A 26,027-nucleotide genomic window follows, 5' to 3' on the forward strand; every position below is an offset into this window, starting at 1 on the left:
TGGAGCTGGCAATGCTGCGACTGTTGGTTAAGGCGAACTCCACGATTGCCGGACAGACACTGACTCTTGCGCAGCGGAAATACCAAGCTGTACCGCTATTTCGTAACATTGGATCTCAGACCGGCCAAGGAATAGCTGCAGGCGTCGCATGGCATGTTCTGTCTTCGGATGATCGCGGCGACAATCCGTGGGACGCCTGCCACCAACTACTTTCGGATGAGTTCGGTCTGGCTGCCGGTATTGAGTTCGCGGAACCGGATCTGCAGCAGCGGTGGCTAGCCGGGGACCAAAAAGCAACGGGGCTCGCGCTCGCTGGAGGCTGCAGCAACGCGACCAAGCAGGACACGTCCTACCCGACCAGTGTTGACAACTTTTGGTTGCGGAAGCGGGCGTTTTCGCAGTTCGATGACGCCTTCGCGAAAGTGGGCTCGGCCGCTGCCGGGCGCGTACGCGTCGCCCACCTCGATACAGGCTACGACCCTGACCATCATTCGCTCCCCGCACATATGAACCTTGCCCTCCAACACAACTTCGTCGACTCAGACCTGCCCAATGACGCTACCGATCGTGGCACTAGCGGGGGCCTCGCCAATCCAGGCCACGGCACCGGCACACTTGGCTTACTCGCGGGCAAGGCGTTCGGTGCGTTCTCTGTCCTCGGCGGCGCACCGGAGGTTGAGGTGGTGCCGATCCGCGTCGCCAACAGTGTGCTGCTATTCTACAATAGCGCCATCGCACAAGCGTTGGACTACGTGCACGGCCTGTCGGCGAATCCAGCCACCTTCGTCCACGTCATCACTATGAGCATGGGCGGGCTCGCTTCCCAAGCCTGGGCCGAGGCGGTCAATGCCCTGTATGAGCAAGGCGTATTCATCGTCACCGCGGCCGGCAACAACTACGCCAACTTGCCTACGCGCAACATCGTCTATCCGGCTCGCTTTGGCCGCGTCGTCGCCGCCTGCGGGGTGATGGCGGACCACCGGGCCTACGCCGACCTGGCGCTAAGTCTGATGGCTGGCAATTACGGACCGCCCTCCAAGATGGGAACGGCCATCGCCGCCTGCACGCCAAATACCACGTGGGCCCGACGTGGCTGTCCGGAAATCGTCGATTTCGATGGGAACGGCACGTCTTCGGCCACGCCGCAAATTGCTGCGGCCGCTGCCCTCTGGATACAGTTGAATGCAGCCAAGCTGGCGGCCTATGGCCAAGACTGGATGCGCGCAGAAGCGGTGCGGCAGGCCTTGTTTCGTTCCGCTGCCGGCAGCCCGGATGCCGCTCGGCTAGGACGCGGCGAACTCAAGGCCCTTGCGGCATTAAGCGTCGCGCCACCGAGGCCTGCCGACCTGGTCAAGGTGCCGTCCGACAGTGCGAATTTCCCGTTCTTGGACGTTCTTACCGGCGGCGATTTCGGTGCCGTGCCCCCACACGGCCGCCGGATGCTGGAGCTCGAGGCTCTTCAACTCTCGCAGTCCGCCGCGGTCGAGGTCCTACTCCCGGATCCCGCCGTGGATCCGCGTTCGCTGACGCCGAGGGACAAGTTGAACATTGCCGACGCGTTGATGGCGCAGCCGGGTGTCTCCAAGGCACTTTGCACGGCACTGAAGAACGGCGGCAGGACGTCAATACCGGTATCCCTCGTCGCTCCAATCTCGTCTCCAACGCCCGGCGATGCGATCGCGAGGAAACGACTCGAGACGGCAATGGCGCCTGTGGTCCGACCGCCAGATCGCCGTCGGTTGCAAGTATTTGCCGTCGATCCGTCGCTCGCCACCGATATGGGCACCGCAGCGATCAATCGCGCAGTAATCGATGTACGATGGGAGAAAGACCTGCTGCCGGGACCGGTGGGCGAATATATCGAAGTAGTCGATGTCGATCCGGCGAGCCGCTGCGCATACGCGCCGATTGACCTCAACCACCCTTACCTTTTGATGCAGGACGGGCTGACGCCCTCCGAGGGCGATCCACAATTTCACCAGCAGATGACGTACGCAGTCGCCATGCGGACGGTCGAGCGTTTCGAGCGGGCGCTGGGTCGCTCTGCCCTATGGGCGCCGCAACCGGGCGAAACAAAGGGCATGAAGGACAGCTACATCCAGCGACTACGGATCTATCCGCATGCCATCCGCGCCGCGAACGCATTCTATAGTCCAGATCGCAAGGCGCTGCTGCTTGGCTATTTTACAGCGGCGGGCGACAGCGCCGGCCTTGGCTTGCCACACGGAGTCTACTTCGCAGCGCTGTCGCATGATGTCATCGCACACGAAACCACTCACGCTCTGCTCGATGGTCTGCACCGGCGGTTTCGAGAGCCGACCAATTCGGATGTCCTGGCCTTTCATGAGGCGTTCGCCGACATCGTCGCACTGTTCCAGCATTTCAACCTGCCTGAGGCCCTGAAGCATCAAATTCGCAAGACCGCGGGTGACCTGTCGCAGGAAAGTCTGCTGAGTCAGCTTGCCGTAGAGTTCGGCCAGGCCATGAATGGCAATTATGGGGCGTTGCGCGATGCAATCGGTAGAACTGACAAGCACGGCAAATGGAATCCCGCCAAGGTCATGCGCAGCGACTACGATCCAGACAAGGAGCCGCACGCGCTCGGTTCGGTGCTGGTTTCGGCAGTTTTTGCCGCTTTTCTTTCCATCTATCAGGGACGCACAGCCGACCTGATTCGCCTCGCAACCAGTGGCACCGGTATCCTGCCGCCTGGCGAAATTCCGGTCGATCTTGCCGACCGGATGGCCGACGAGGCTAGCAAGGTCGCCGGGCAGGTTTTAGCTATGTGTGTTCGGGCGCTCGATTATTGCCCGCCGGTAGACATCACCTTCGGCGATTACCTAAGGGCGCTCATAACCGCCGACCGCGACCTGGTACCCGACGACCCGCGCGGATACCGCACGGCCTTCGCAGCTGCCTTCCGCGACCGGGGGATTCTGCCACCTGGCGTTCGCCATCTATCCCCCGCCAACCTGGTATGGGACCCGCCCGTGCTGGGCCTTGACAATCTTGCGAGCGTGCTCGGCAAGATGGAACTCACCTGGAATTTGGACGGTGACCGCGAGAAAGCCTATGAAGCATCGCAACATAACGCCGCGATCTTCCACGCCTGGCTTGTTTCCCGCGAGCACGTCTCGGATGAACAACTGACGGCGCTCGGTTTCGTTCGCGAGACTGGTCCCAAATCCATCCTGCTTCCTGACGGCATCTCAATTGACGGCACCATCGGTGGCATCGAGGTGCATTCGGTACGACCGGCACGCCGTGTCGGACCAGACGGACAGAGCCAGACCGACCTTGTCGTCGAGATCACCCAGACCTGGCGTCCAGCCATTCCCGATGGCACCAGCTATCGCGGAGGCTGCACGCTGCTTATCGACCTCAAGTCCACTACGGTCCGCTACGTCGTTACCAAGAAACTCATGGGCGCCGGCCGGATCGCGACCCAACGCGACTATCGCAGCCGCATGAACGAGAACCTGCGGGCTTGCTATTTCGGTGGGCCACCGGCGGGCAGGGAGCCGTTCGCCTTCCTTCACGGCATGACCTAGGGGCGCGACATGGCACGGAAATCGACCACAAAGCTCAGTGCCGCCGCGCCCAAGGGGGTCGATGCGGCGGGATTGCCGACCGCTGCGCGGGCAAAAATTCGCATGTATCGGCAGGGTCTCGGAGACTGCTTTCTCGTGACGCTGCCGAGACAGCATGGCGACCCCTACCGGATTCTCATCGATTGCGGGGTGATACTCGGCACCAAAAGGGCAGGAGAGATCATGACGCAGGTGATGGACAACGTGCTTAAGGAGACCGGTTCCCACATTGATCTGCTAGTGGCGACACACCAGCACTGGGATCATCTGTCCGGCTTCATCCAGGCAGAAGACTCTTTTGCAAAGCTGAACGTCGACAAGGTCTGGGTCGCATGGACAGAAGATCCCAGTGACGGCCTCGCCAACGAGCTCCGGGATGAGCGCAGGAGGGCCGTCAGCGCCCTAAGACTGGCCGGATCGGCCATGACCATGGCGGAAGACTCCGGCGGGGCCGCCGAGATCGATGCGTTGGTGGGCTTTTTTGGGGCTGCGGGAGGCCATTCGACCGAGGATGCCCTGAAAATAGCTATGGCGAAGGCCGATGTGCGCTATTGCCGCCCGGCTGACGATCCAGTTCATCTTTCCGATCCTGACGTTCGGCTATACATCCTTGGCCCACCGCCCGACGCCAGGCAGATCCGTCGCACCCTGCCGTCGACCAGAAACCCCGAGACCTATGGCGTTTCTGCGCATCTGCCGGCCGCCGACGTGGCGAGCGCGCTCTCCGCCGAAGACGGCAATTCGCCTTTCGACGGCCTGCGCCCCATCCCGTTTGCAAGTGCCAGGGGCATGGATTTCTTTCGCCGGCGCTATTGGGGGCCGGGCGAGGACGCACCGGCGTGGCGCATGGTCGACACAGCCTGGCTGGACGGCGCCCCGGGACTGGCGCTGGCACTTGACAGCGCCACGAACAACACAAGCCTGGTGCTGGCTATCGAGTTCGTTGCCAATGGCGAAGTGCTTCTGTTCGTCGCGGACGCCCAAGTGGGCAATTGGCTGTCGTGGCAGGACCTCTCATGGAACGTGGACGGGAAACGGGTTACAGGCCCGGATCTGCTGGCGCGCACAATCTTTTACAAGGTCGGCCATCACGGCAGCCACAACGCTACACTGCGCGAGAAAGGCCTCGACCTCATGAAGAACCTGCGAGTCGCGGCAATCCCGGTCAACCATCAGATGGCACTTGATAAAAACTGGGGCAACATGCCGCTCCCTGCGCTGCTAGAGGCGCTGAAAGCCACAGCAAAGGTAGGTGTCGTGCGTATCGACGAAGCGCCAGCAGAGCCAATTGAGGGTATCGCGTGTTCGGATCTCTATTTTGACATTTCGGTTTAGCGGGTGGGCTTGGATTGTAGCCAGCTGAGAACGGTTTGCCGCACGCCAGGATTTGATTTTCCGTGTTGCGACAGCCCGATCGCCAGCTGAAGAAATCAGAACACAGGTAACGGCAAGGTGGGCGCGGCAGGTCAGCCCAAGGGTGTTCATCACAGGGGGTATTCGGATGTCAACAAGCTTTCAATCTTTGCGCAGCCTGGGATACATGCTTCGGGCTGGACCGCCCGACGAGAAGAACGAGGTCCTCGCCCACGAATGGCTGTCGCTTAAGACGATCTGGGAGGCTACTCGACCGAATGTAACTGATCCCGCGAGCGTGGCAGCGCTAGACGGCCTTTTCCCTAAATCTTTGGTATGGAAGTCTGGGGCTGAGGAATGGCACGAGTTAAACGCCGCAGAGCAGGCGATCGGCCTGGTGCTTTTTGAGCCGCAACTTACTACCGAATTCCTGATACTGATAGAACTGGCTAGAGCGCGCAAGTTAACAAACCTGGCGGCGCACGAGAACAACGCCAAATTATTTGATCCACCGGACGAAAGCGATGCTGCCATGCGGCGCAAACGTGCCGCGTATACAGCACTACTCGACGATCTACAGAGATGGTTTATCAATCAGCGGTTTAGCAGAAGGCTGCGCAGCGAGACGGCTTCACGCCTTTTCCGTTTCGGGCTGTGCGTGATGGGGATTTCGATACTGCCTTTCCTTCTGTACTTCCTCATCTTCTCGTTAAAATTTGACGGAACCAGCATGGCGCCGGGCGATGTCGCAAAAGGATATAAGCTATTCTCCTCCAACCCACTTTTCGGTCTCGGGATGGTTTCTGCGTTTGGCATCCTCGGCGCCTATTTCAGTAGAGTGATGAGGTTCCAGATGAACATCCAGACATTCGGGTTTGAGGACGTCATGACTGAATACCAGCCACGGATGCTATATGTGCGTCTTCTATATGGCATGATAGGCGCATTCGTTTTCTATTTCCTCTTGCGAAGTGGCATTATTGGTGGATCTGCGTTTCCAGAACTGGCAAACATCTCGGTTGGAGAGCACATTGTCTGGCAGGCATCCGAGACGGGTATTTCCCCATCCACCACGCATAGCAGGTTGATGGATCCAAGCGGCTTGACAGTCCTGGGTCCGACTGTCGATCTTGCAAAACTCCTTGTCTGGTCATTTCTCGCCGGTTTCTCCGAACGGCTTGTACCTGACACACTCGACAGAACAGAGGCGCGGGCTAAGGCAGCAGATCACGAGTAGATAGTCCTGCTGCCAAAAGCATGGATCCTTACGTCAGCATATCGTTGTCGTGGTGTGTATTGGCGCAGCGGAACTGCTTGAGTTGGAGAAACGTTCGATGACGTTGCGCTCCGTGTAGAGGTGGGCGTCGTCGGGATGCTGGATCTTGCGGGCTTCGCTTCGGCGGTATGACGACGCTGCGTTTCCGCGATCCTTTTCCTGCAGATGGTCGCAGACATGGCCATTGCCGGCGATTTGTGGCGCCAGCCTCGAAGCCATCGGTGAGATCCAGGGCAAAGGCGATGTCGTTGCCACGCACCTGCGCTGAAGCGTGCTTGGGAATGAATCAACGAACCATCCAGCCTATACGCCTCCCGCTGCAGTCACAACAAATTCATCAGTTGACGCAATTAAGTCCTCTTTGTCGCTGGCAAAACGGTGCACGTTTTTATAGAATATTCCGAGTTTCTAAATTGGCGTACACTTCCATCGCGGCAAAGAGGCGGGGGTCTCTGGCATGATCGATTCAGACGTGTTCGACTTTGTCGAACGCTGCAGGAAGCACACCGCTACGGGGCCGCTGCTGGCCGATCTGCTTGAGACCGTGCGAACCCTCGGCTTCGAACATCTTATCCTGAGCGGCGTCCCCCTTGGCGGACAGAAGCTTGCGCCGATGGTGGAACTGAATGGCTGGCCGGCGGGCTGGTTCGAACGCTATATTGAAGCCGAGCATGCGGCTGTTGACGGCGTTTGCATTTATTCAGCAAAAACGCTGAAGCCATTTCTATGGGCCGATGTCCCGGCAAAATGGTCCGACACGGAAGGTTCGCGACGTGTTGCGGGCGAAGCGACGGAGTTCGGCATTTGCAGCGGTTTCGCCGTGCCGATGCTGAGCGTTCACCATTGGCAGTCCGTGCTGTCGTTTGCGTCTTCCACGAAGTCCTGCACGCTCTCGCCGCGCCATCAGGTGCAACTGGTGACGATGGCGGTTTATGCCGGCATGTCCATCCAGGCTTTGTCGAATGACGATGAAGATGACGAAGGTCTTCTGACGGATCGGGAAAGGGAGGTGCTTTTGTGGGCCGCAGCCGGCAAGACCTCTTCGGAAACATCCCAGATACTTGGCCTCGCCGAGCGCACCGTCAAATGGCATGCCACAAGGGCCCGGGAAGCATTTGGCGTCGGCACCACAACGCAAGCTGTCGTTGAGGCGGTGCGGCGACGTTTGATCCATCCCTAAACGCGTCAACTGTCCGATCGGACAGGTGACGTACTTTAGGACGACTGCAACTATCCCCCTATAACGATCGGGGGATCGCGCCATGATTGCGGCTCATGTCGTCAATGCGCAGAACAGACATCTCTATGAAAATGAGTTCGACGAATTTCTACGCCGTCGGCACGATTTTTTTGTGCACCAGAAGTGGTGGCGGCCGCCAAGCCCGGATGGTCGCGAACTAGACCAGTTCGATACCGATGCTGCGACGTATCTCCTGGGTATCGAAGACGACCGGGTTGTGACCTCGGCGCGGCTGATCCCGACCAGCGAACCGCATATGGTCTCGGAAGTCTTTCCTCACATGTGCGAGATATCAGGGGTCCCGAAGCGCCCGGATTGGGCCGAGTGGACACGCACCTTCGTTGTTCCTGACAAGCGCTCTACCGGACTGCGGGGCACGCTGACGCAACTTTGCTGCGCCGTGATGGAATACGCTGTCGACGAGGGCCTCAGCGCTGTCGGGGGCATCCAGGAAACCTACTTCATGCCGCACCATGGCGCGCTCAAATGGCGGGCCGAGCCGATGGGCATGGCAAGGGAAGAAAACGGTGAGTGGTACATCGTCACGTATATCGAAGTAAATGGCGCGGCACTTGAGAGCGTCCGCAAGATACTTCGCATCACCAATTCTCTGCTCGTCCGGCGCGGAGCCCAGCTTCCATTCCTTCGTCAGCCCGAGAAGCCGTCGGAGGTCGCCTGATGACATCCTCGTACCGGGCCGTGAGCCGCAATCGAAAGAGACCCAAGCGTGCGACGGGCTATTATAAAACTTCAAAGCGACGCAGCCATAAACCCCTCAGATGTATCGAATTTTGATCCAATTGACGCATATTACTACGCCAGCATTGGCGAAGGCCCAAATACGACAAAGATTCGGTTGGCCTTCGGCGTCATCCAGTCTTATGCGGCGCTGCTGACTGCTCTTGTGGACGGCTCAAGCGTGGCTGAATGGAAGGCGCAGGTGCAGGGCATTGCGTCAAACGTTGCTGCCCTCGCGCGATTCTCCCAGTTTTCTGCTGCGGCAACAGCGCTTGATCAATTCATCAATCAACTACTGGTCGCACATAGCAATGCTGAAGCTCGAAAGCTGGTATTGGAAGGCCGGAAACCGATGCTCGTTCTCCTGGGCGAGCTCAAGAGCGCGAGCGACCAGATCTTTCAGACGCTGGTTTTCCAGGATCAGCCGGGAGTTGGCGCTCGAACGAGGGTGGAACGAAAGGCAGACATAGACGCAGCAAGAACCAAGGTTGCGAACTATGTCGTACTGGTTGACCGCCTGGAGGCGAACTTTAATCAGATGGTCGACGCTTACTCACGGCCCAGCAATTCCGTCAGTCTGGCAGCGGTGGCCGAGGCGAGTGGCAATCTTGCTGCCGATGCCAAAGCGGCCCGCGCAGCTTTCGCATCCCTCAATCATCGATAGGAGGATTTCAACATGCCGAGCGCGCTTCAGCAGTCAATCGTTTCGGCGATGTATGCAGTAGAGGCGAAACTGGATGCAGGCCCTTCTGATGCAGAAAAAGCTGATCTTCTCGCATCGGCGAACATCCTCGTCGGACTGCTGGCAAGAGTGAATGAAATTGAGCTCGCTGCCGCTGCTGACCGCGTCGCTGCTGCCTCCGCCGCACTGCTCGCCGTTGTCAACGCAAGCGGACAAGATCCGGTGGCTGTCTACCTCGACAAACTCAACAAGGCGGTTGGAAAGCTACGCAAGGCAGCAGTTGCGGCTCATCTCGATGCTTCGGAGGCAGTGCCAAGAGCACCGGCAGTGGCTGCCACTGACGGAAAAGGTGACGCAGGCCATTCCGCACCGGTTGCTGGAAGTGGGATCGATTGCGCAACGGATTGTTCCAAGCGGGCGATTCAGATCGCTGGGGCAGGGAAGATTTTTGTTGCGAGGTACTATCGGTCAGCTTCCTCCAAGTGGGCTCCGCTCACCGCGAAGGAGGCACAGGCTCTATCCGGAGCCGGATTGAAAATCGTGACAGTTTGGGAAAGCGATTCTGATCATCTTTCGCATTTTTCTCATTCTACCGGTGTTGCAGAGGGGACCTCTGCCTACAAGCAGGCAATGTTAGCCGGGCAGCCATCGGAAACCCCCATCTATTTTGCGGTGGATTTTGACTGTGACAGTGAAGGTATTTCTGGACCCGTTAATGATTATTTCCGCGGCGTAAAGGATGGATTCTCTGCGATAAGTTCAAGTCACCCGGCCTACTCAATAGGAGTGTACGGCTCTGGCAATGCCTGTGCGTGGTTGGCTGGGCACGGGAGAGTACAATATGCATGGCTGGCGATGTCTACCGGCTGGGGCGGGTCAAAGACGTTTAAAGGCTGGAATATCAAGCAGGGAAAGGCAGACTCGCGATTGACTTTCGACCACGATACCGATGAGGCGGTCGCCGACTATGGTGGCTTTTCGATCTAGCGCGCGGGGGTCGGAGGATTTGAATCTCCACTCACCGTGGCGCCAAAGTATTGCATTTTGAACGTTCTTTGCGGAGAGGAGACTTCGATGAATACTATCAGAAAGTCACTTGTGTCTGCCGTCGCCTTGACCGCGCTTGTCACGATCAGCCGCAGTGCGTGGGCTGACATCTTGAACGGGGTCGACGGCCCCATCACCCGCCCGAACGCCCCTTTCAGAGCGCAGCTGCAGGAGGGCGCAGAGTAGGCGGCAGCCAACATCAACGCAGCCGGCGGCATCAACGGCCACCAGATCAAGATCGAAATCGGTTACGGCGTGTCGGATCCGCAGGAGCGCATCTCGGCCGCCAACAAGTTCCTCGCCGACGCCGTCAGATACGTCATCGGTCACTTCAACTTGGGCGTCACCATTCCAGACTCGGAAGTCTATGCCGGGAACGGCTTTCGGTTATCAACCCGCAGCTACCGAGCGTGGTCTGTGGAACACGTTCGGCAGACGGCGCAGCGGATGTCCAGGTAGTGTGAAACCGGATTGGGTATAGGTACCGATCAACATAGATAGTGCTGCCCGCAAACCTGGCGGGCAGGAAATACTGCCAGTCAGGGGCGTCAGGTCGTTGAACAGCTTCCAGGATTGCAACAGCGCATACGAAACATGGCTTCGCACTCAATGCGACGTCATCGAGACCGATCTTGAATACAAGCATGAGCGGATGAGGAAGAATCCTTTCACATTCTTGAGGGCGACGTTTTTCCGCTGGGCCAGGGAGATCGCGAAGATCTGTCCTGAACTGGCCAATGCGCCGTCCGTCCTCAGCGTTGGCGATACCCATACCGAAAACTTCGGAACCTGGCGTGATGCGGATGCGCGCCTGGTCTGGGGCGTGAATGATTTTGATGAAGCGGCGATCATGCCATATCCGTTTGATCTCGTGAGACTGGCAACGAGTGTCCAGCTTGCTCCGGGGATCGGGCTCAGCGGCCACGATACATCGGACGCAATCACAACCGGATATCGCAGCGGTCTTCGAGGACCACGACCAACACTGGTCGACGAGCGGGCCGTTTGGATGCGGCGGTTTGTGATGTGCACCGATTCGGACTGCACGAAATTCTGGGAGGAGGTTCAATCGTACCCAACGGTCGAGCCGCCAGCCGACGCCAGGAGAATTCTTCAGTCAAGCTTGCCTGCGACCGCGCTTCTCCAACGGTTTGCATCGCGCAGGAAAGGCGGCGGCGGGCTGGGTAAGGCCCGGTTCGTGGCCATCGCGAACTGGCAAGGGGGACAGGTTATTCGGGAAGCGAAAGCGTCGGTGCCGTCTGCCTGGTATTGGGCCCACGGCGTGGCGACTGACATATCATCCGCCCACGATCTGTCATCTGGGGAATTTCGTTCGCCAGACCCTTTTCTGCGAGCAGAGGAGAAATTCATCGTTCGTCGAATTGCCGTGGATTCCCGAAAACTGGACCTCGGCGAGAATGCCGGAAAGGAACTCGACCTGATGGCTATCGAAGCAATGGGCTTCGAATTGGGCTCGATCCATGCGGCTAGCACAGCGCAGACAAATGCCGTTCGCGCCAATCTGGATTTATTGCCCGACGGCTGGCTTCGCGACGCAGTCGGGGCCGCTCGCGACAGCATTGAAGAAGATTACACTGCCTGGTGTTCCGGCCACTGAAAGTGCGGAAACTTCGCCAGGAATAGCCAGTAAACGAGGTTCAATAGGGCGCGACGGATCCATGGAGGTGTCTATTATTATACATGGGCGCAAAATACTGGTTACAAGAAATGCTTGCGCATGACAGAAAATTCGAATGTGATATTCAAGGTGAGCCCCGATCATAACTGGTCTTATTCGGGCCAATGAACCGCCGCTCATGTGAACTCGCTATCTTCTGAAAAGCGCTAATCACCAAATCCTGAATTGGCAAAGGGGGTCGGCATGCGTGCAAAAGCGTCGAAGGATGGTCTAACCCTACGCGTCATTACTGGTACCAATAATGCCTTGCTCGCAATGGATCTGAGCGATTCAAAGCGCGACAATTGTCTTGGCTTCTCTATCGAACGCACTGACCTGGACACTGGAGATCGCCGCTGGCTCCCAAACATGCTGCAATTTCCCTCCGATCCGGACCCGAAGTGGATAACTACTGCTCGCGCTCCGCTCCAGAAATTTCGATGGGGCGATTACACGATCGAGCCAGGCAAACGGTACCGTTATCGCGCCGTAGCACGATATGGGCGAGCTACGGATATCCTTCATGAGGGCATCGGCGCAGAGAAACCCGGCGCTTTCGATGTCATCTCTGGTGGCGCCATTGTCGAAGTCAAGGCCGAGAACTCTCGCGAAGATCACACGGCCGTTTTTTTCAATCGCGGAGCAGCGGCCAGCGAAGCTTACGTGCGCAAGTTCGGTGACAACGATCCCTCCAAAATTCCTGAAGCACTAATCTGGCTGTCCAGAGGATTGGAGGAGGCAATTCTCGCGTTTCTCGCAAAGGCGGTCGACGGACAGTTTGCCATGCATGCAGCAGTATATGAGTTTCAGAAGCCAAACCTTCTAGATGGGCTTCAACAGGCAAGTAAGCGCGGGGTTGATGTGAAGGTGATCTATCATGCCCGTGACAAAGGGGGCGAGGATAAAACCCGCGAAAAAAATGAAGCGGCGATCGCCAGTTCCAAGATGACCTTTGCCAAGCCCCGGGAGGCCGACCCCCAGGGAGCAATAATGCACAACAAGTTCGTCGTTCTCCTGCGAAAAGATGGTGGAGGTGTGCTACAGCCTATTGCCGTTTGGACTGGCTCGACAAACTGGACTGATGGCGGGATCTACGGCCAGCTCAATGTTGGACATGCAATCTACGACGCTGCCATCGCCGAGAAATACGAGGCCTATTTTCAGCTTCTTTCCCAAGACCTGTCGGCGACGAAATCACGTTTGGCATTGGAGGAGCTTACGCCGGTTCCATCAGGCGTCGACAAACTCGAGCACGGCATCACTCCGATTTTCTCTCCTCAAAGCAGTATCGACATGATCAAGCTTTACGCCGAGATCTGCCAGAGGGCCAAAGTCTTGCTGGTATCGGCACCGTTTGCGCTTCACCCGGAAATTCGCAAGGTTCTTAAGCAGGCTGCGCCCGGCACTCTCCGGTTTCTCATGGCCGACAAAGAGGGGTCGTTTGGCACGAAGGGCGAAATTGAAATCATGGAGGGCGATCCCGGCAATGCTGCCGCGGTAGCTACCGTGCTGGACACACCACTGAACGACTATCAAGGTCGGCTGCTGGAACACTCGGAAGGCTTTCATCATGCTGGCGTGCACATCCATTCCAAAATCATTGCCGCCGACCCGTTTGGCATAGAGCCGATACTGGTTACTGGCTCCGCCAATTTTTCGAACAATTCGACCAGGATCAATGATTCCAACAGTCTGATTGTTCGGGGCGATACCGCCATCATGGACATTTATGCCACGGAGTTTATGCGGATGTTCGAACACTACTGGTTTCGCTACAAGCGAGCCCAGAAAGAGGAGGAAGCTAAAAAATCTGGCAAGTCACTCAACACCGTCCTGGCTTTAAAAGAAGACTCGTCGTGGTCGGACCCATTTTACGTCCCCGCCTCGAAGGAAATGCTCGATCGACAGGCCTTCGCAGGGCTCGTCGTGTAGCTACCTTCTCAGAAGAGCACGAACCGAAGCGAGTCGAACGACTCGGTTGGCGCACGCAAGCATGCGTTTCCGAGAAGCCTGACGATCTCATGCGCGCCGAGAGAACTTGAGCGGACGAAGGCTTTCCGATGGAGGGCGGCGGGTATGCAGCGATCCAGGGTACACGGCCGGCCGCCCAGCCGCCGGCCTAGCCCTGTCTCCATCGCGATGGGATTGCGCAATTGTTTCCGCTATGATCCAAAGTCGGTGCATGGACGATCGACGGCTGCACGCGCCATCATCGAAAGTGCGACGATCTCGAGCGTCCACGTCGTCGTCCTTCAGACGGAAAACGGACCAAGGCTTATGATCCGACATGCCACAGTGCTCAAACCCGATGCATGGGGCGCTTTGCACAATCTAGCGCCTCCGCATAGATAGCACCCATCGCGGACACGGTGACGGCTGAATCCCGGTCTTGAACCTCGCCGCCTGCTGCAAGCTCGGATTGCCGCGGCGTTCTTGGGGGGTAGCGCGATCAATACCGTGACCTTTGCCGCGACCTCTTCGAGGGTGGCGGTAAGGCGGTTTATCTGCGAGGCGGTAGCCGCCAATTCCGGGCCGCAACGGGTGACGAGATACTCCCGGTTCTGGCTGAGAGACTGAAGATGAGTGGCGGTTTTCGTGCGAAGGCGCAGCCCGACTTCCAGCGTGTGTTCTGTTCGCGCCGACAGGTCGTGCTGCATTTTGCGGATCTGATTTGGATTGTGCCCACGTGGAGCAAAGCGCGGTCAGATAGAGTTCGATCGCATGGATGGCCGACAATCTGAACGGCGCGCGTGTCAACGGTTTGCCGGTCCGGCCTTGTTGAAGGAGCAAGTGTGCCGCCTTGCGATATTCTTCCGCCAGCTCGTGAAGCTGTTGCGGGGATGCAAGCTCGCCGGGCCTTTTGGCTGTGCAAGGGGCCGACCCTTGGCACCGCGATGGCTGGATGTTCCAAGCGATGTCGTGGATTGCCGCGCACCGCGCAACGCCGGGTGGGGTTATAAGCTTTCCCCACCTCATCCAAGCGCACAAGGGGTTTGATGGCCTGCAGATTGAATACGATCCCGCGACAGGTCGCGTGACCGCTGCAATCGTTTTCGAAGATAAGGCCACCTCGAACCCCCGCGATACGATTCGCGACGATGTCTGGACGGACTTTAAAGCGCTTGAGGCAGGCGACCGGGAGAACGTCCTTGTCGCTGATCTGACAGCGCTTTTGCGCACGAGACCTGGGATTGATGCTGACGCTGCAGTCGAGACAATCATCTGGAAAGAGACGCGCCGCTATCGCGTCTGCATAACGATCGGCGAAGCTCATGCGACAGCGGAAGGCCGTGGCCGGTTATTCGAGGGTTACAATGATATAGCACCGGGTCATGTGGGGAGGCGGCGCGGAGAGACGTTAGTCATCCAAAATCTGCGCCCTTGGATGGAACAGTTGGCCCAAAAAGCCATAGCCGTCGTCCGTTCGCGGGAGCAACTGAATGTTTGACGCCGACACTGTTGCGCTGATGGCGTCGGCGCCGCGCCTTGAGGGTTTGGACCTAGCGGACCTGCCGCGACGTCTCACCGACGCATTTGCAGAAATTGTCTCTGCACGGATTCGACTACGGCAACGCGCGGCTGCAGGCAGAGCGTTGCCTGAAGCGGTCGAGGCCATTGTTAAAGAGATGAGACGCCTTGCCTTTTCCCACGAGGCCTTAGTGGGAGTTTCACCGGAGCGTGAAAATCGTGCTGGCGCAGCTTTCGTGGCTGGTGCTGCTCATCACGTCACATTGTTGGCTGACAGGGTGGGGCCGTCTGCTGCCCGACCAACGCTGCTTGGCCCGCAGGAAATTTCTCCTGAAGTGTCGGCTACGCTTCTTTTCCTGATCGCTGAAGCTAGCGCGGATGCTGCCGAGATGGCGAAGACAATATAGTTCAAACGGAAGATTTCGTAGAGACATCTGTACTGCATGCGATTATCCATTTAGCAAATGGACGGCTTCCAGATATTCTTGCACTTTCCCAGCCCTTGCCGGCAGCCTTTCTCGCAACGGACGACACGCAGCGGGCAACCCGTGCGCTTTATTATTTAATTTTCCACGGCCTCCGCGCCTTGGCCGCGCGCTTGCTGGGGAGTGCGGAAGTGCCGCTGCTGACAAGGGATCCGGAGACGTTGTTCAACCGCGTCATTGCATTGAGCGTCGAGCCCGTTACCGGGGTGTTTTTCGGGGAGATGACCCCAGCCCTCAGCATTTTCCCGGGACCATCCCATCTCGCTTCACTCCTCTTGTCCGCAACGCGAGCCCTTGCGGACACAGCACTGGCCAATGTTCTTCCGCCGCAAGGTGTGAATGCAAGCCGCTGGTCGGCAATGATGCGTGATATCGCCTCCCGTAGGCCCTATCTTTGGCGAAACCACCGTGACGCAATCGACGCCGGCTATTTTGAGCCTGGGGTCTCCGCAGTAATTAGCTTCCCAACCGGCGCCGGGAAGTCCACGATTGCCGAACTTAAGGTGGCAGTTGCTCTCCAGCGGGGATTGAAAGTCTTATTCCTCGCACCGACATTGGCCCTTGTCGATCAGACCGCACGGTCGCTCGCGAAAACATTTCCTAATGCCGAGGTCCAGCGAGAACGGGCGGAAGAAACGCTCTTTGACTTTGACGATGAAGCTCTTCCCTCCATATCGGTGATGACGCCAGAGCGTTGTCTGGCCATGCTGAGCTTCGATAGTGAGGTCTTCACAGACGTTGGCCTGCTCATCTTCGATGAATGCCACCTCATGCATCCGCGCGATACAGACCGCAGCCGTCGTGCCATTGATGCCATGTTGTGCATCCTCAATTTCACAGCGCTGGTGGCTGACGCAGACTTGCTGTTGCTTTCGGCGATGATGGCTAATGGCGGCGAGATCGCTGCGTGGTTGCAAGAATTGACCGGCCGGCATTGCCTTTCTCTGGCGCTTACATGGAAGCCAACGCGGCAGGTCCGCGGCTGTGTTGTCTACAGCAAGGCGGAAATCGTCGGCCTCAATACGCAGCTGGTGCAAGTCCGCCGCACGGTCTCGAATATCAATCCTCCTACTTCCCTTAAGCAAACTCTGACAGCGAAGCCCTTCGGATTTATCTGCCTTCACCAGACTTGGCAATCTCAAGCACGACGTGATTATGCATTGCTTCCGCTTCTAGACAGCCAGGTGCTCCTTTCAACGGGGACAAGAAGAGGGAACCGGAGTTGGTATCTCACGCCGAACGGAAACAAAGTTGCTGCCACACTCGCTGCAGCCACAGGCAAGAGCGGCCTCAAAACGCTGGTGTTTGTACAAACAATTCCGCTTGCCGACAGCGCGAGCGTGGCCGTCGTCGAGGCTCTTGGCGACGCGAACGTTAGACTCACACCGGAAGAGAAACAGCAGTACGACGCGGCGGTCGACGAGATGGGCAGTCCTGCCCATGTTTATGTCAGTGTGGATGCAGCAGGCGTGTTGCAGGCATCCTGCGCTTGCCATCACGGCCTTCTTCTACCGGCAGAGAGGCATCTCCACGAGTCCCTCTTCAAAAGACCCGATGGCATCAACGTTCTTGTAGCTACTTCGACCCTTGCTCAGGGCATGAACCTGCCAAGTGAGGTTGTCATCATTGGAGGCGATAGCCGCTTCGATGACACATCAAACCGCATGGAGCAGCTTGAGGCCTATGAACTTCTCAACGCCGCCGGTCGTGCGGGCAGGGCTGGTGAAGCATCAAACGGATTTGTCCTGGTGGTGCCCAGCAAGGTTGTTGACTTCGATGATACCACGAGTGCCATTCACAACCACTGGACCTCCCTTCGGGCCATCTTCTCTCAGAGCGACCAGTGTCTAGAAATCGACGATCCTATGACCGGTCTGCTCGATCAGATACATGACATGGCAGCGCCATCGCCGACAGCGCGCTATTTCATCAAGCGCTTGCCAGTTGATGCAAGCGCGGGGGATGCGCCAGCACGGGCTCTCATTGGTCGATCATTTGCCGCCTTTCGCGCCCGGACGCGGGGCGATGCAGCATGGCTAGAAACGCGTCTTGCTGCCGCGCTAAGGCTTCGTGCGTCTGACCCAGAGGTGCCTGACATCCTCAGCTGGCAAGATCGACTGGCGGCCTCGCAGGCGTTCCGGTGTCGGTTGTTCGCGACCTTGGGCAACTGCTGGCAGGAGGGGCTCGCCATGATGCAACGGTTACCGAGTGGCGCGAGTGGCTGAAAGCGTGGCTGATCGCCCGCCCGCATTTGCTACCTCAGTTGATACGCCGTGAAAGCCTTGACGGGCTTTTTGGCGCACCTTACAAAGCGCTCGAAACTGACGAGTTACGTGGCCGCTACGTTGCGGTTTTGCTTTTTCGCCTTCTGGAACTTTGGATGGCGGGCTCTTCCTTGGCCGAGATCGAACGAGCGTTTGGCACGGCGGAAGCCAGGCTCGGGAAATGCGCGGCGGCGCGAGAGTTCGTTCTCAGAATTATCCCGGAATTTGCATATATCTTCGGCCTGCCCGCGCAGATATATCGCGCCATGCGCACCAACCAAGGCGTCCCGGACGATAGCCCGGTTGCCCTCCGTACCTTAGGGGCATGCGTACGCGAGGGTTTTGATGACGTTGTGAAATTGGCTCTTCGCCAGGTGCGCAGAGGTGCATTCCGTCGGGTCATTCATCGTGATTTCCCCAGAGTCCGTGACAGCTTGCGGGCCGCGGCTCTGGGGGAAAATTTCAACGATTTGATCGCGAGGGTTCGGGATGCGAATGCACGCGCGGGGATCTAGTGGTGTTCCGCCACTTCAGTGATCGTAGCGCATAATGTCGATACAATAATCGTATGATCAAATACCCGAAGCCGCCTGCCGTTGCGGGGCCTCTTCAAGCTTCTTAATTGCCTGCACGGCTACATGCCCATAGCTCGGGTGAACCGACCAGAGCCGCAGCAATGAAATGTCGCCGGCGTTGCCGAATTGGCCCAGCTTGGCCAGCGCTTTCTTCATCAGTTCATCCGCTAGGAAAAACTCGAAATATCCTGTCTGCCGGGTCGGCTGTTCCAGCGCCGCGCGGTAAATCGCGGCGATTTCATCGGGAAATTCCGGGGCGAACGATGTGACCACCGGCTCCGACCCAGGAAGCCGCTGGGCGCTTTCCTCAAACAGGTGGCCGGCACCGGAAAATTCACCGATAATGGCTGCGGCCACACCCTGTTCATGCCGTGCCAATGTCGCGAGCGGCGCAGCGCAATTGAGCCTCCGCTCGGCCTTCGAAAGATCATCGCGGTTCAGCCAATAAACGATCGCACCACAGGCCAGAAGTGCGTGGTCCGCTGGGGACACTGCTTCCGCCGAGCGATCAGGCAATGGAAAATGCAGCCGCGCAAGTGCCGCATGCGCCATTTCGAAGGTACGAATAGCGTCCTGCATCATGACTTCTTTTTTCGGCGGCAGGGCCGTCCATGGTGCGATGGTATGGCCGGCAGCCGGGTCGCCGCACGATGCCACTTCCCCAAGCAATGGAGCCGAGAACATGGAATTGCGGTCAACGTCCTGCGCGGCCATCATCAGCAGCACTTTGCGGTCGTCAGACGGCAACTCGTTCCAGACTTGGCAATAAGCCCCATCATAGGGATGGTCGAATTGCGCGCTCCACAAGCCTGCGGCGGCCTCCACCATGATGGGTTCGTCACGGTTGGCCAGAACAGCTTCGATCTGGCTTTTGACGCTTGCTGCATGTTCCTCCTGGTCGTCGTCCAATGCACCAAGGAATTTCAGCGCATCGATCATCCCTGTTGAATCGAAACCATTGTTCGTGGGCATCAATTCGTGGATGACGTCAATCAAGGCCTGACGCTCATCGTCATTGAGCGCATGGGCGCTCATACCGGCTGCGTGCATGAGTTGCCAGCCGCAGGTGATGCGCTGCTTTTGGCCAGATGCGCGTTAGGATGGCGGGTAAAAACGTGCCGATTGAAGGGGCGCCCCGCTCGGAATATTTATCGAGTTCGATCAGCAGACCGACCTGGCCTGGACTCAAATTTTCGGAGTGCAAGCGCTCGTGCAGATTAACCTCGGCTGCGATTTTCGGTCCCTGATAGAGGTGGCCGCTATGCGCGGGGCTGCAAATCTGCGCGAGGCCAATTTCGCGCCCCGCAAAACCGGTGTAGCTCATCGCATAGAGGCCGCTACGCAGACCCAGCTTTTGTTTCCTGGCCTCATCAAGCAGCCTGCCGTGCTCTTCGGCCAGCCGCTTATCCATCTTTCCAATCAAATCCAGAACGTGATCGAGGCGTTGCCCCCTCACAAGGTCTTGCCCGATGGCCGCAAGCACCGCCCGATCGTGCGACGTCCATTCCTGCAACGTCTCAGGCCTTGCCTGAACGTTCCAGGAAAAATGCTTTGATAGGTCAAACCGGACGGTACCGATTTCTTGCTCGACCCGTGCAAGCACCTCATCGCAGCGTACATTCGCCCAGCGCGCGGCGTCTCTGCCGAAATTGCCGGCAAGGCATCCGCTTACGACCCACGTATCGGACAGGTCGGATAATACGCGCCTGCGCAAGTGGTCATCGTCGATGGCGCCCAGCACAAACGGCTTCATCTCCAGATGCTGCGGCTGGCGCAACGCCGCAACCACTGCATCCGGGTTTTCACCTGCGCGGCGTAAGATCGCCTCGGCGGCAAAGACGTTCAGGAACATTTCATGGCTGAAACTCACCCGGTCGCCGCGCTTGTCGAGGAGGTTTGCGGCCTGAAGCGTCTGCAGTAAGGCGCCGGCAACACCTTCACGATCTGACAAGCGGTCAAGTTCACGAACCGACAGGCCGAAGCTTACCCGGTCGGTCATCATTCCTGCGACGCGAGATAAGGCGCGAATACCATCCGAGGCGGCCGGCCCAAGCCGCTCACGCACATAGGCATCGAACAAACCATATTTTGTAGTTCCAGCCGGCAGGCTCTGCCCGAGCTGCCCAACAATTCTGGCTTCAAGGCCGCTTCCCACCGTCCCAAGCAGGTCGGAAAACACTTCCACTGATGCGCCGCCTGCTGCGTTCCGGGCAATAGCTTGCTTGATGGCCATGTCAGGCGCTTGCACAACATACCAATGCGCAGGCAGCAGATCGTGACGTTCAAGCTCTATGCTGCTCGACACAATCGCAATGGCATCATAGCGCCGGATGGCCGCTGCGATGCTTCGGGTCAGGCGTTGCCGTTCCGAAGGGGTGCACTCGTTGTAGCCATCGACCAGAAGCACGAGACGCCGGTCCGAAAGCCGCGCAGCCGAGATCAACGCAGCCGCCGATCGCGCATCCAACAGCGTTGCCTCGCGGTTTGCTACATCTCGCAAGTTGCCTTCAAAATCCTTCGCCGGAATAACGATCGGCACGCAACCATGGCCGAGCGCGAAGAGAGCGGCCTTGTAGGAGAGAAGGGTTTTGGCGCAGCCAGAAGCGCCCTTCAGCAGAACGTTGCCGTCAGCGATAGCCCGTTCAACAACAGCTTCCGAAGAAACCGTTTCGCCGTCAACGATACACTGCACCGGGACCATGGCGGACGCCAGCGGGCCATAGGTGCGGGTGAATGCTTCCCCATATGCCAACAGAAGCTGCCCTGCGCCGAGCAGTTCCGGTCTTAAGGCCGCATCGAGCGAAGAGACCGGAGTCAATCGGTGATGGACCGCAAAGTCGCGCCACTGATCTAACGACCAGCCGCGGTTCGCCGCCGTAGCGATTAGCCCGGGCAGCACATCGAGGCCGCCAACCGAAACTTTGAAATCGCCGCCCGGAACTGTCGAGCCCGCCGGAATTGTTGGAACGAAGACCAGGGCGGCGTCGGGGTAGGGGACCACTCCCCCTGCGAATGCGGTCATCGCGTCGCGGAGGGCGTTTTTTTCGCCAAGGGTCTGCGTGTAGAGATTGGGAATTTCTTTCCACTGGCCGGACGCAAGTCGCACATGCCAGATGCCGCTTTCACCGCCGCGCACGGGTGAGGTGAATCCCTTGGATTCGACCACGAGGACGCGCCGGTCGAGGCCGATAACGAGGTCAATCTGCCTGCCGCCGAAATTTACATTGGCGAGAATAACCGCCGGGATGCCTTGCGCCGTCAGAAATTCAACGGCACGCACAAGGGTGGCCCGCTCTGAGGCGTGTTCTATGGGGTCGCCAATGAAAATCTCAATAGAGGCCAATCGCAGCCCTTTGCGTCGAAGAAGGTTGTGGTCCGCCACGTCAAAGGTTTTTAACGCGCCCACTGGATGATTTATTTTGGCATGCGTTTCGGAAGCTCTTCCAGGGCGTTCCTAAACCGCTCCTGACACATCAACAACAATAACCGTAATGCGGCTTTTTGCACTTTCCGGCAACAATTCCGTGAGTGTCTTTTCCAGCTCACCCGCCGAGGTCGGGCGGGTCACGCCTTTAGGCGGCGCGGAAATTGTTCCTGTCCTTTTATCGCCAAACCAGAAGACACAATAGATGCCGAAACCTTTCGCGCCTGGGTCCGGTGTGTAGAAGCGATCTAGTTGCCCCATGGGAGCCGTCCATAGCTCCGCATTGCTATCACGCTTCAGCTCGCAAAGAATCTTGTGGCCGGCAATCGAGACGGCGATATCCGCGCGTTTGTCTCTTGCCATATGCCCTTCTGGCTCGGCAGCGACACCGAGGGCCTGAAGGGGCGGCCGCATCAATGTAAGCAGGTCATCCCGGCATGCCTCTTCAGGGCGCGGATTTATCGGCTTTGCGGAAGAGTCGATATTCCAAAACTGCTTGTAGATATCGGTATTCTCGCGCTCGATGCGTCTCTTCAAGTCGAGCAGCTGGGCAACGACCAGCGCGTGAAGATCGGCAACAGTAGCAGGTGGCCCGTTCGATAGCGCGGCTACCGCTCTCGGCCAGTCCGGGCGGTCATATTCCACATCTCGCCGGCGCTTACGCTGGTTCGCAAGGGCGTGACGAATATGAGGGCTATAGGACGCCAAATCACCGTTTGCCACGAGCCTTTCAAGGGCATAGGTCGCGGCTGCTGTCGGCAATGTTGAGATCGTATCGAAAAGCCTGCGGCAATATTCCGCCGCGTCCCACGCATTCCTATCACCGCTCCATCCACCTGCGGGAAAGGACGCATCCGGAAAAAACGTGCCGGTCAAACGCGCCAGAAGCTCAAGTTGCGGGAGCGCGAGCGCCGTTTCGACGGGCTGTCCGCGTGAAGCAAAACCGCTTCGGTCACGGAGCTGAAAAATGATATCTGGTCGCTTCTGCGCGAAATCCTCGACCCGATCGGCAAACTGGGCCGGCGATAAAAGGTAGGCCGTCGCCAGCCACATTTCATACTGTGGCTCGTTGTTAGCCGCAGTTCCCGCAAGCACATCCTCAGCGAGCGCCAGAAACTCCGCACGGGCATCCGGTAATTTGGTTGCCGCATCCAGCATGTCACCGAGGCGAAACAGGTTTGCGTTCGGGAAATCACGCAACAGTTCAAGCACAATATCCTTGCGATAGGGCTCGAATGCCTCTGCGGTCAAAAGCTCGCGCAGCCCATCAATCCCTTGATCGCCAGCGGACAAGCGAAGCCGTGCGATTGCAAGAAAAACGTCGCGCGCCAGTTCAGGGCGCTGTTGCAGCAACGCGTCCCGCCAGGGATGTGTAAGCCAGGTGATGGTTTTGTTCCGCTTGATGGAAACCGGATTCGTGACATCGAAAGCCAGCAGTGCTTTCAAGAAATCATCCGTCAGGCCGGCAAACCCTTTGCCTGTGGCCCAGCGCTCGTTCAGCCCGGCGACGAGCGCGTGCCACCAGTCATAGCGCCTGTGTTTCGCCATGAGAGCCATGACATCTGCAAAGGTTGGCAGATCATTGCGCAACAGCGCCGCACGCAACCCGGCAAGGGCAATCTCGATTAGATCGTCACCTACCCATGCCGCAACCCTGTCACGGGGCTCAAGGCTCTGGTCAACGTCGCTGTACAACGCAAAGTAAATCTTCCCGAGATGGTTTAGCCACCCGAGATCCGCACCGCTGCGGATGCGCTCGACTTTTTGCGCAAACTCCTCGCGCTGGCGTTCGCGCGCGGCATTGTTTTCAACTTGCCGGTCCTTTCGTCCCTTGAAGTAGCCGTCATACAAGGTCGACTTGACCGCGTCGGCTCGCACCGGCTTGAGACCGGCTTCCAGGTCGGCCAATTCATACAAAGCCCCGAACATTTCATCGGCCCGGGGCTGTTCCACCTTAAAACACAGACTGAAAGCGAGCTCGTAAAAAAAGGACCGTCTCGCGCTGCCTTCATCCGCAGCATTGAGTTGATCGACAACGATACGAAGCAGGGTTCCGACCGAGAGCGCTTGCAAGGTGCTCCGCTGGAATATCGAATATATTTGCCAGCGGTCGTTGTCCGCGACTAGCGTGCTGAAGAAGTGACTTGCAAGAGCCTCCAGTTTTTTGGGTGCTTCGCTGATTGCGTTGCGCAACTCCTCAATTTGGCTATCGTCGCCGAATGCTAGCCGCTTACCAAGCCAGCACAACGCGCGTTCCGGGTCGAACGCGCGGGTTTCGCTCCATGCGCGCACGAGAGTATGGGCGAAGAACCTGCCCACCTCGCTGTGCCTGCGATTATGTTCGCCGTACTCGTTCTGCCGGAGGGTAGCAATGCCGTCGAGCACCGATGACAAATCGGCAAGCGGTATGTGGTCCGCCAGTCCCCACAGCGTTCCTGTCGCAAGGAAATCCTCGTCGCTGTGCAACGTGTCGTTGACGAGCCGGACGACGTCAGGATGACCAAAAGGATGCCCGTAAAGCTGCTCGATAATTTCGGCACGGAGCCGAAGATCGTTGGCCGTGTTACCAAGGTCAGCCTTGAAGGCCGCGACGATTGCAGCTTTCCCTTCATCACCGAGCCGAAGCAGGGCCAGCAGGGCATGCAAACGCTCTTCGTAGGGTGCATCTTGTGAAAGCACTGCGACAAGGTCGGGCCGCATCTCGGGGAGTGGCGTACCCAAGCGGAGTGCATCAATCACAACCGAGCGCACCCCGAAGCCCGCGTTTGGGTCTTTCAAGATCGCGCGAAATTCTTCAGCCATGTCACCGCGAGAGAGGGCGCCAATTGGAGGCGCATCCCTGTTTCCGGACCGAAACCAAGGGTCAGACTTGGATAGGCGACCAAGTGCACGCAGGAGCGCCACGCATGATGAGGGCGCCAGTGATGCTGCATCACCATAGGTGAGAACGCCGTAAGGGTCCGTATCGATCAACGAGTCGGCATGCTCGGGAAGATGCACAGCAAGCCACGCATGAAGGCCCCGCAATTCGGATGCGGGATGCCCGTCAACGCCTATCAAGGCCGTGACCCGGCCGAACGGCAACCCATCGCGCACTTGCTTCGCCAGAAAGGCCGCAGCCAGATACTCAGCCGTGGTGCGGTGGGCATAGTCGACTGTTTCTGGCTCCGGGCCTGCGACAAATACCCTTCGACAGAGGGCCGCCTGGGTCTTTGCCGCATCAAGGAACGTTAGGGAACGATAGCCTGGAATTTCTGGAATACCCTCCTGTTCGGTCAGGCTAATCGCTTCAACGTCGGCGATCAGTCGAGCTGCACAGACCGCGCCAGCGGCCTGCCGCAGTTCCGCCGCCGAATAGACGCCGCTGCCCTTACGCGCATGGTTCGCGTCAAATTCCTGAAGCATGAGCCCAGTCGACAGCTCGAAAACCTCCCTGCGTGTCGCGGGCCATGAACCAGTTTGCACCGCGCGCCACAGCATGATGAGGTTTTGCGGGTTTTCCAGAAAGTCGTCGAGCCCGCGGGTTCTAGCTTTGGTAAGAAACGCGACCGCTTCGTTTGGCCGCAGGCCTTGGTCGGTAAGAACCCTAAGTTGTTCCTTTGGTGAAAGCTTTTGAAGCAGGAGGACCGGTGGCGTGCCCGTCTGTTCAAAGTAGGGATGAAGCGCGGTCAGGTCACTTTCCCCGAGCCAATCCGCTACCCGGCATGAAATCCGGACTTTCGCTGGGTTGACCTCGAACAATTTTTCTACAAGGGCATCAACCGTGTCCCGGTCGCCGCGCCCGGAGCGTTTCTCATCAAGCCCGTCAATGAAAAGCGCCTGACTGGAGAGCTTGTTCGCGGGCGTCGCAAGAAAGGCGCGGGCGGTGATGAGCCTAGCGCCTTCGGCTTTGGCCGTTTCTCGAAAGAGATGCGATTTGCCGGCACCGGGATCGCCCAGCAGAACAATGTTGGGCTCGCTTTCGAAATCCGAAAAACGGCGAGGGCGCGCTTCGTCGGATTTGTCATAGGGTAAGTTGGTTTGGCGGACCGTTCGGGTCATTTTCTACAGCGAATGAATAAAACAAAGTATCAATTCATGGGACAGAACGTTGGTTGTCAAGCAATCGCTTGAATACGGTCGTCCTGCTGCGCCTTGCGTCTACGCAACACAAAGCCGCTGATCGTCTCCGCCCATTGGGTGACAATCCCTAGCTTAATGTCCAAGG

At 58.1% G+C, this 26,027-nt stretch carries 17 protein-coding genes and 1 pseudogene; 14 read left to right on the forward strand and 4 right to left on the reverse strand.

From position 1 onward, the window contains the following. Nucleotides 1-11 precede the first annotated feature (11 nt). The 3 genes from NLY43_RS25445 (at nucleotide 12) to NLY43_RS25455 (ending at nucleotide 6,180) form a co-directional block, all read left to right on the forward strand. Nucleotides 12-3,551 carry a S8 family serine peptidase gene (locus NLY43_RS25445; protein ID WP_050589774.1) on the forward strand — a complete coding sequence of 1,180 codons (3,540 nt, stop codon included), beginning with the start codon at nucleotides 12-14 and terminating at the stop codon, nucleotides 3,549-3,551. 9 nt (nucleotides 3,552-3,560) lie between these two features. Beyond that, complete coding sequence (locus tag NLY43_RS25450; protein ID WP_156935517.1) at nucleotides 3,561-4,925, forward strand: hypothetical protein; 1,365 nt, start codon at nucleotides 3,561-3,563, stop codon at nucleotides 4,923-4,925. A gap of 166 nt (nucleotides 4,926-5,091) precedes the next feature. After that, the gene (locus tag NLY43_RS25455) at nucleotides 5,092-6,180 is read left to right on the forward strand and encodes a hypothetical protein (protein ID WP_156935516.1); all 1,089 of its coding nucleotides are present in this window, start codon (nucleotides 5,092-5,094) and stop codon (nucleotides 6,178-6,180) included. 33 nt (nucleotides 6,181-6,213) lie between these two features. Here NLY43_RS25455 and NLY43_RS25460 read toward each other — a convergent pair whose 3' ends face one another. Then, nucleotides 6,214-6,438: a hypothetical protein gene (locus tag NLY43_RS25460; protein ID WP_023713135.1), complete on the reverse strand. Its 225-nt coding sequence runs from the start codon at nucleotides 6,436-6,438 to the stop codon at nucleotides 6,214-6,216. A 238-nt stretch (nucleotides 6,439-6,676) separates the two neighbouring features. Here NLY43_RS25460 and NLY43_RS25465 point away from each other — a divergent pair, with 238 nt between their 5' ends. The 11 genes and pseudogenes from NLY43_RS25465 (at nucleotide 6,677) to NLY43_RS25515 (ending at nucleotide 18,336) form a co-directional block, all read left to right on the forward strand. Then, nucleotides 6,677-7,399: a LuxR family transcriptional regulator gene (locus tag NLY43_RS25465; protein ID WP_023713136.1), complete on the forward strand. Its 723-nt coding sequence runs from the start codon at nucleotides 6,677-6,679 to the stop codon at nucleotides 7,397-7,399. 82 nt (nucleotides 7,400-7,481) lie between these two features. Continuing rightward, nucleotides 7,482-8,138: an acyl-homoserine-lactone synthase gene (locus NLY43_RS25470; RefSeq protein ID WP_286458802.1), complete on the forward strand. Its 657-nt coding sequence runs from the start codon at nucleotides 7,482-7,484 to the stop codon at nucleotides 8,136-8,138. Nucleotides 8,139-8,186: 48 nt separating this feature from the next. Then, nucleotides 8,187-8,861, forward strand: coding sequence for a hypothetical protein (locus NLY43_RS25475; RefSeq protein WP_156935515.1), 675 nt, complete (start codon nucleotides 8,187-8,189; stop codon nucleotides 8,859-8,861). Nucleotides 8,862-8,873: 12 nt separating this feature from the next. Beyond that, a complete protein-coding gene (locus NLY43_RS25480) occupies nucleotides 8,874-9,866 on the forward strand; it encodes a DUF1906 domain-containing protein (protein WP_023711015.1) in 993 nt (330 codons plus the stop codon). Nucleotides 9,867-9,962: 96 nt separating this feature from the next. Beyond that, nucleotides 9,963-10,356, forward strand: a pseudogene (locus tag NLY43_RS25485) (ABC transporter substrate-binding protein); the annotation flags it as partial. 126 nt (nucleotides 10,357-10,482) lie between these two features. After that, nucleotides 10,483-11,544: a DUF2252 family protein gene (locus NLY43_RS25490; protein ID WP_023711018.1), complete on the forward strand. Its 1,062-nt coding sequence runs from the start codon at nucleotides 10,483-10,485 to the stop codon at nucleotides 11,542-11,544. A gap of 264 nt (nucleotides 11,545-11,808) precedes the next feature. Further along, entirely contained in the window at nucleotides 11,809-13,536 is a 1,728-nt protein-coding gene (locus NLY43_RS25495; protein ID WP_023711019.1) for a phospholipase D-like domain-containing protein, read from the forward strand. A 970-nt stretch (nucleotides 13,537-14,506) separates the two neighbouring features. Beyond that, nucleotides 14,507-15,052, forward strand: a complete 546-nt coding sequence (locus tag NLY43_RS25500; protein WP_050589739.1) for a hypothetical protein — start codon at nucleotides 14,507-14,509, stop codon at nucleotides 15,050-15,052. Continuing rightward, the gene (locus NLY43_RS25505; protein ID WP_156935513.1) at nucleotides 15,045-15,479 is read left to right on the forward strand and encodes a hypothetical protein; all 435 of its coding nucleotides are present in this window, start codon (nucleotides 15,045-15,047) and stop codon (nucleotides 15,477-15,479) included. Before NLY43_RS25500 ends, NLY43_RS25505 begins: the two co-directional genes overlap by 8 nt. Before the next feature lie 95 nt (nucleotides 15,480-15,574). Next, on the forward strand, nucleotides 15,575-17,782 hold the full coding sequence (locus tag NLY43_RS25510) for a DEAD/DEAH box helicase (protein ID WP_156936168.1): 2,208 nt from the start codon (nucleotides 15,575-15,577) through the stop codon (nucleotides 17,780-17,782). Then, nucleotides 17,698-18,336, forward strand: coding sequence for a hypothetical protein (locus NLY43_RS25515; protein ID WP_156935511.1), 639 nt, complete (start codon nucleotides 17,698-17,700; stop codon nucleotides 18,334-18,336). The genes NLY43_RS25510 and NLY43_RS25515 overlap by 85 nt, the downstream gene beginning before the upstream one ends. Before the next feature lie 57 nt (nucleotides 18,337-18,393). Here the strand turns inward: NLY43_RS25515 and NLY43_RS25520 are convergent, their stop codons facing one another. The 3 genes from NLY43_RS25520 to eruA are packed head-to-tail and all read right to left on the reverse strand — an operon-like array spanning nucleotide 18,394 to nucleotide 25,861. Further along, nucleotides 18,394-19,431 (reverse strand): hypothetical protein, encoded by a 1,038-nt coding sequence (locus NLY43_RS25520; RefSeq protein WP_023711021.1) that lies wholly within the window; start codon nucleotides 19,429-19,431, stop codon nucleotides 18,394-18,396. After that, nucleotides 19,409-21,802 (reverse strand): nuclease-related domain-containing protein, encoded by a 2,394-nt coding sequence (locus tag NLY43_RS25525; RefSeq protein WP_023711022.1) that lies wholly within the window; start codon nucleotides 21,800-21,802, stop codon nucleotides 19,409-19,411. The genes NLY43_RS25520 and NLY43_RS25525 overlap by 23 nt, the downstream gene beginning before the upstream one ends. Before the next feature lie 48 nt (nucleotides 21,803-21,850). After that, on the reverse strand, nucleotides 21,851-25,861 hold the full coding sequence (gene eruA, locus NLY43_RS25530; protein ID WP_023711023.1) for an NACHT domain-containing antiphage protein EruA: 4,011 nt from the start codon (nucleotides 25,859-25,861) through the stop codon (nucleotides 21,851-21,853). Nucleotides 25,862-26,027: the final 166 nt, after the last annotated feature.

The organism is Mesorhizobium sp. C416B (assembly GCF_030323165.1).
Classification (GTDB): Bacteria; Pseudomonadota; Alphaproteobacteria; order Rhizobiales; family Rhizobiaceae; genus Mesorhizobium.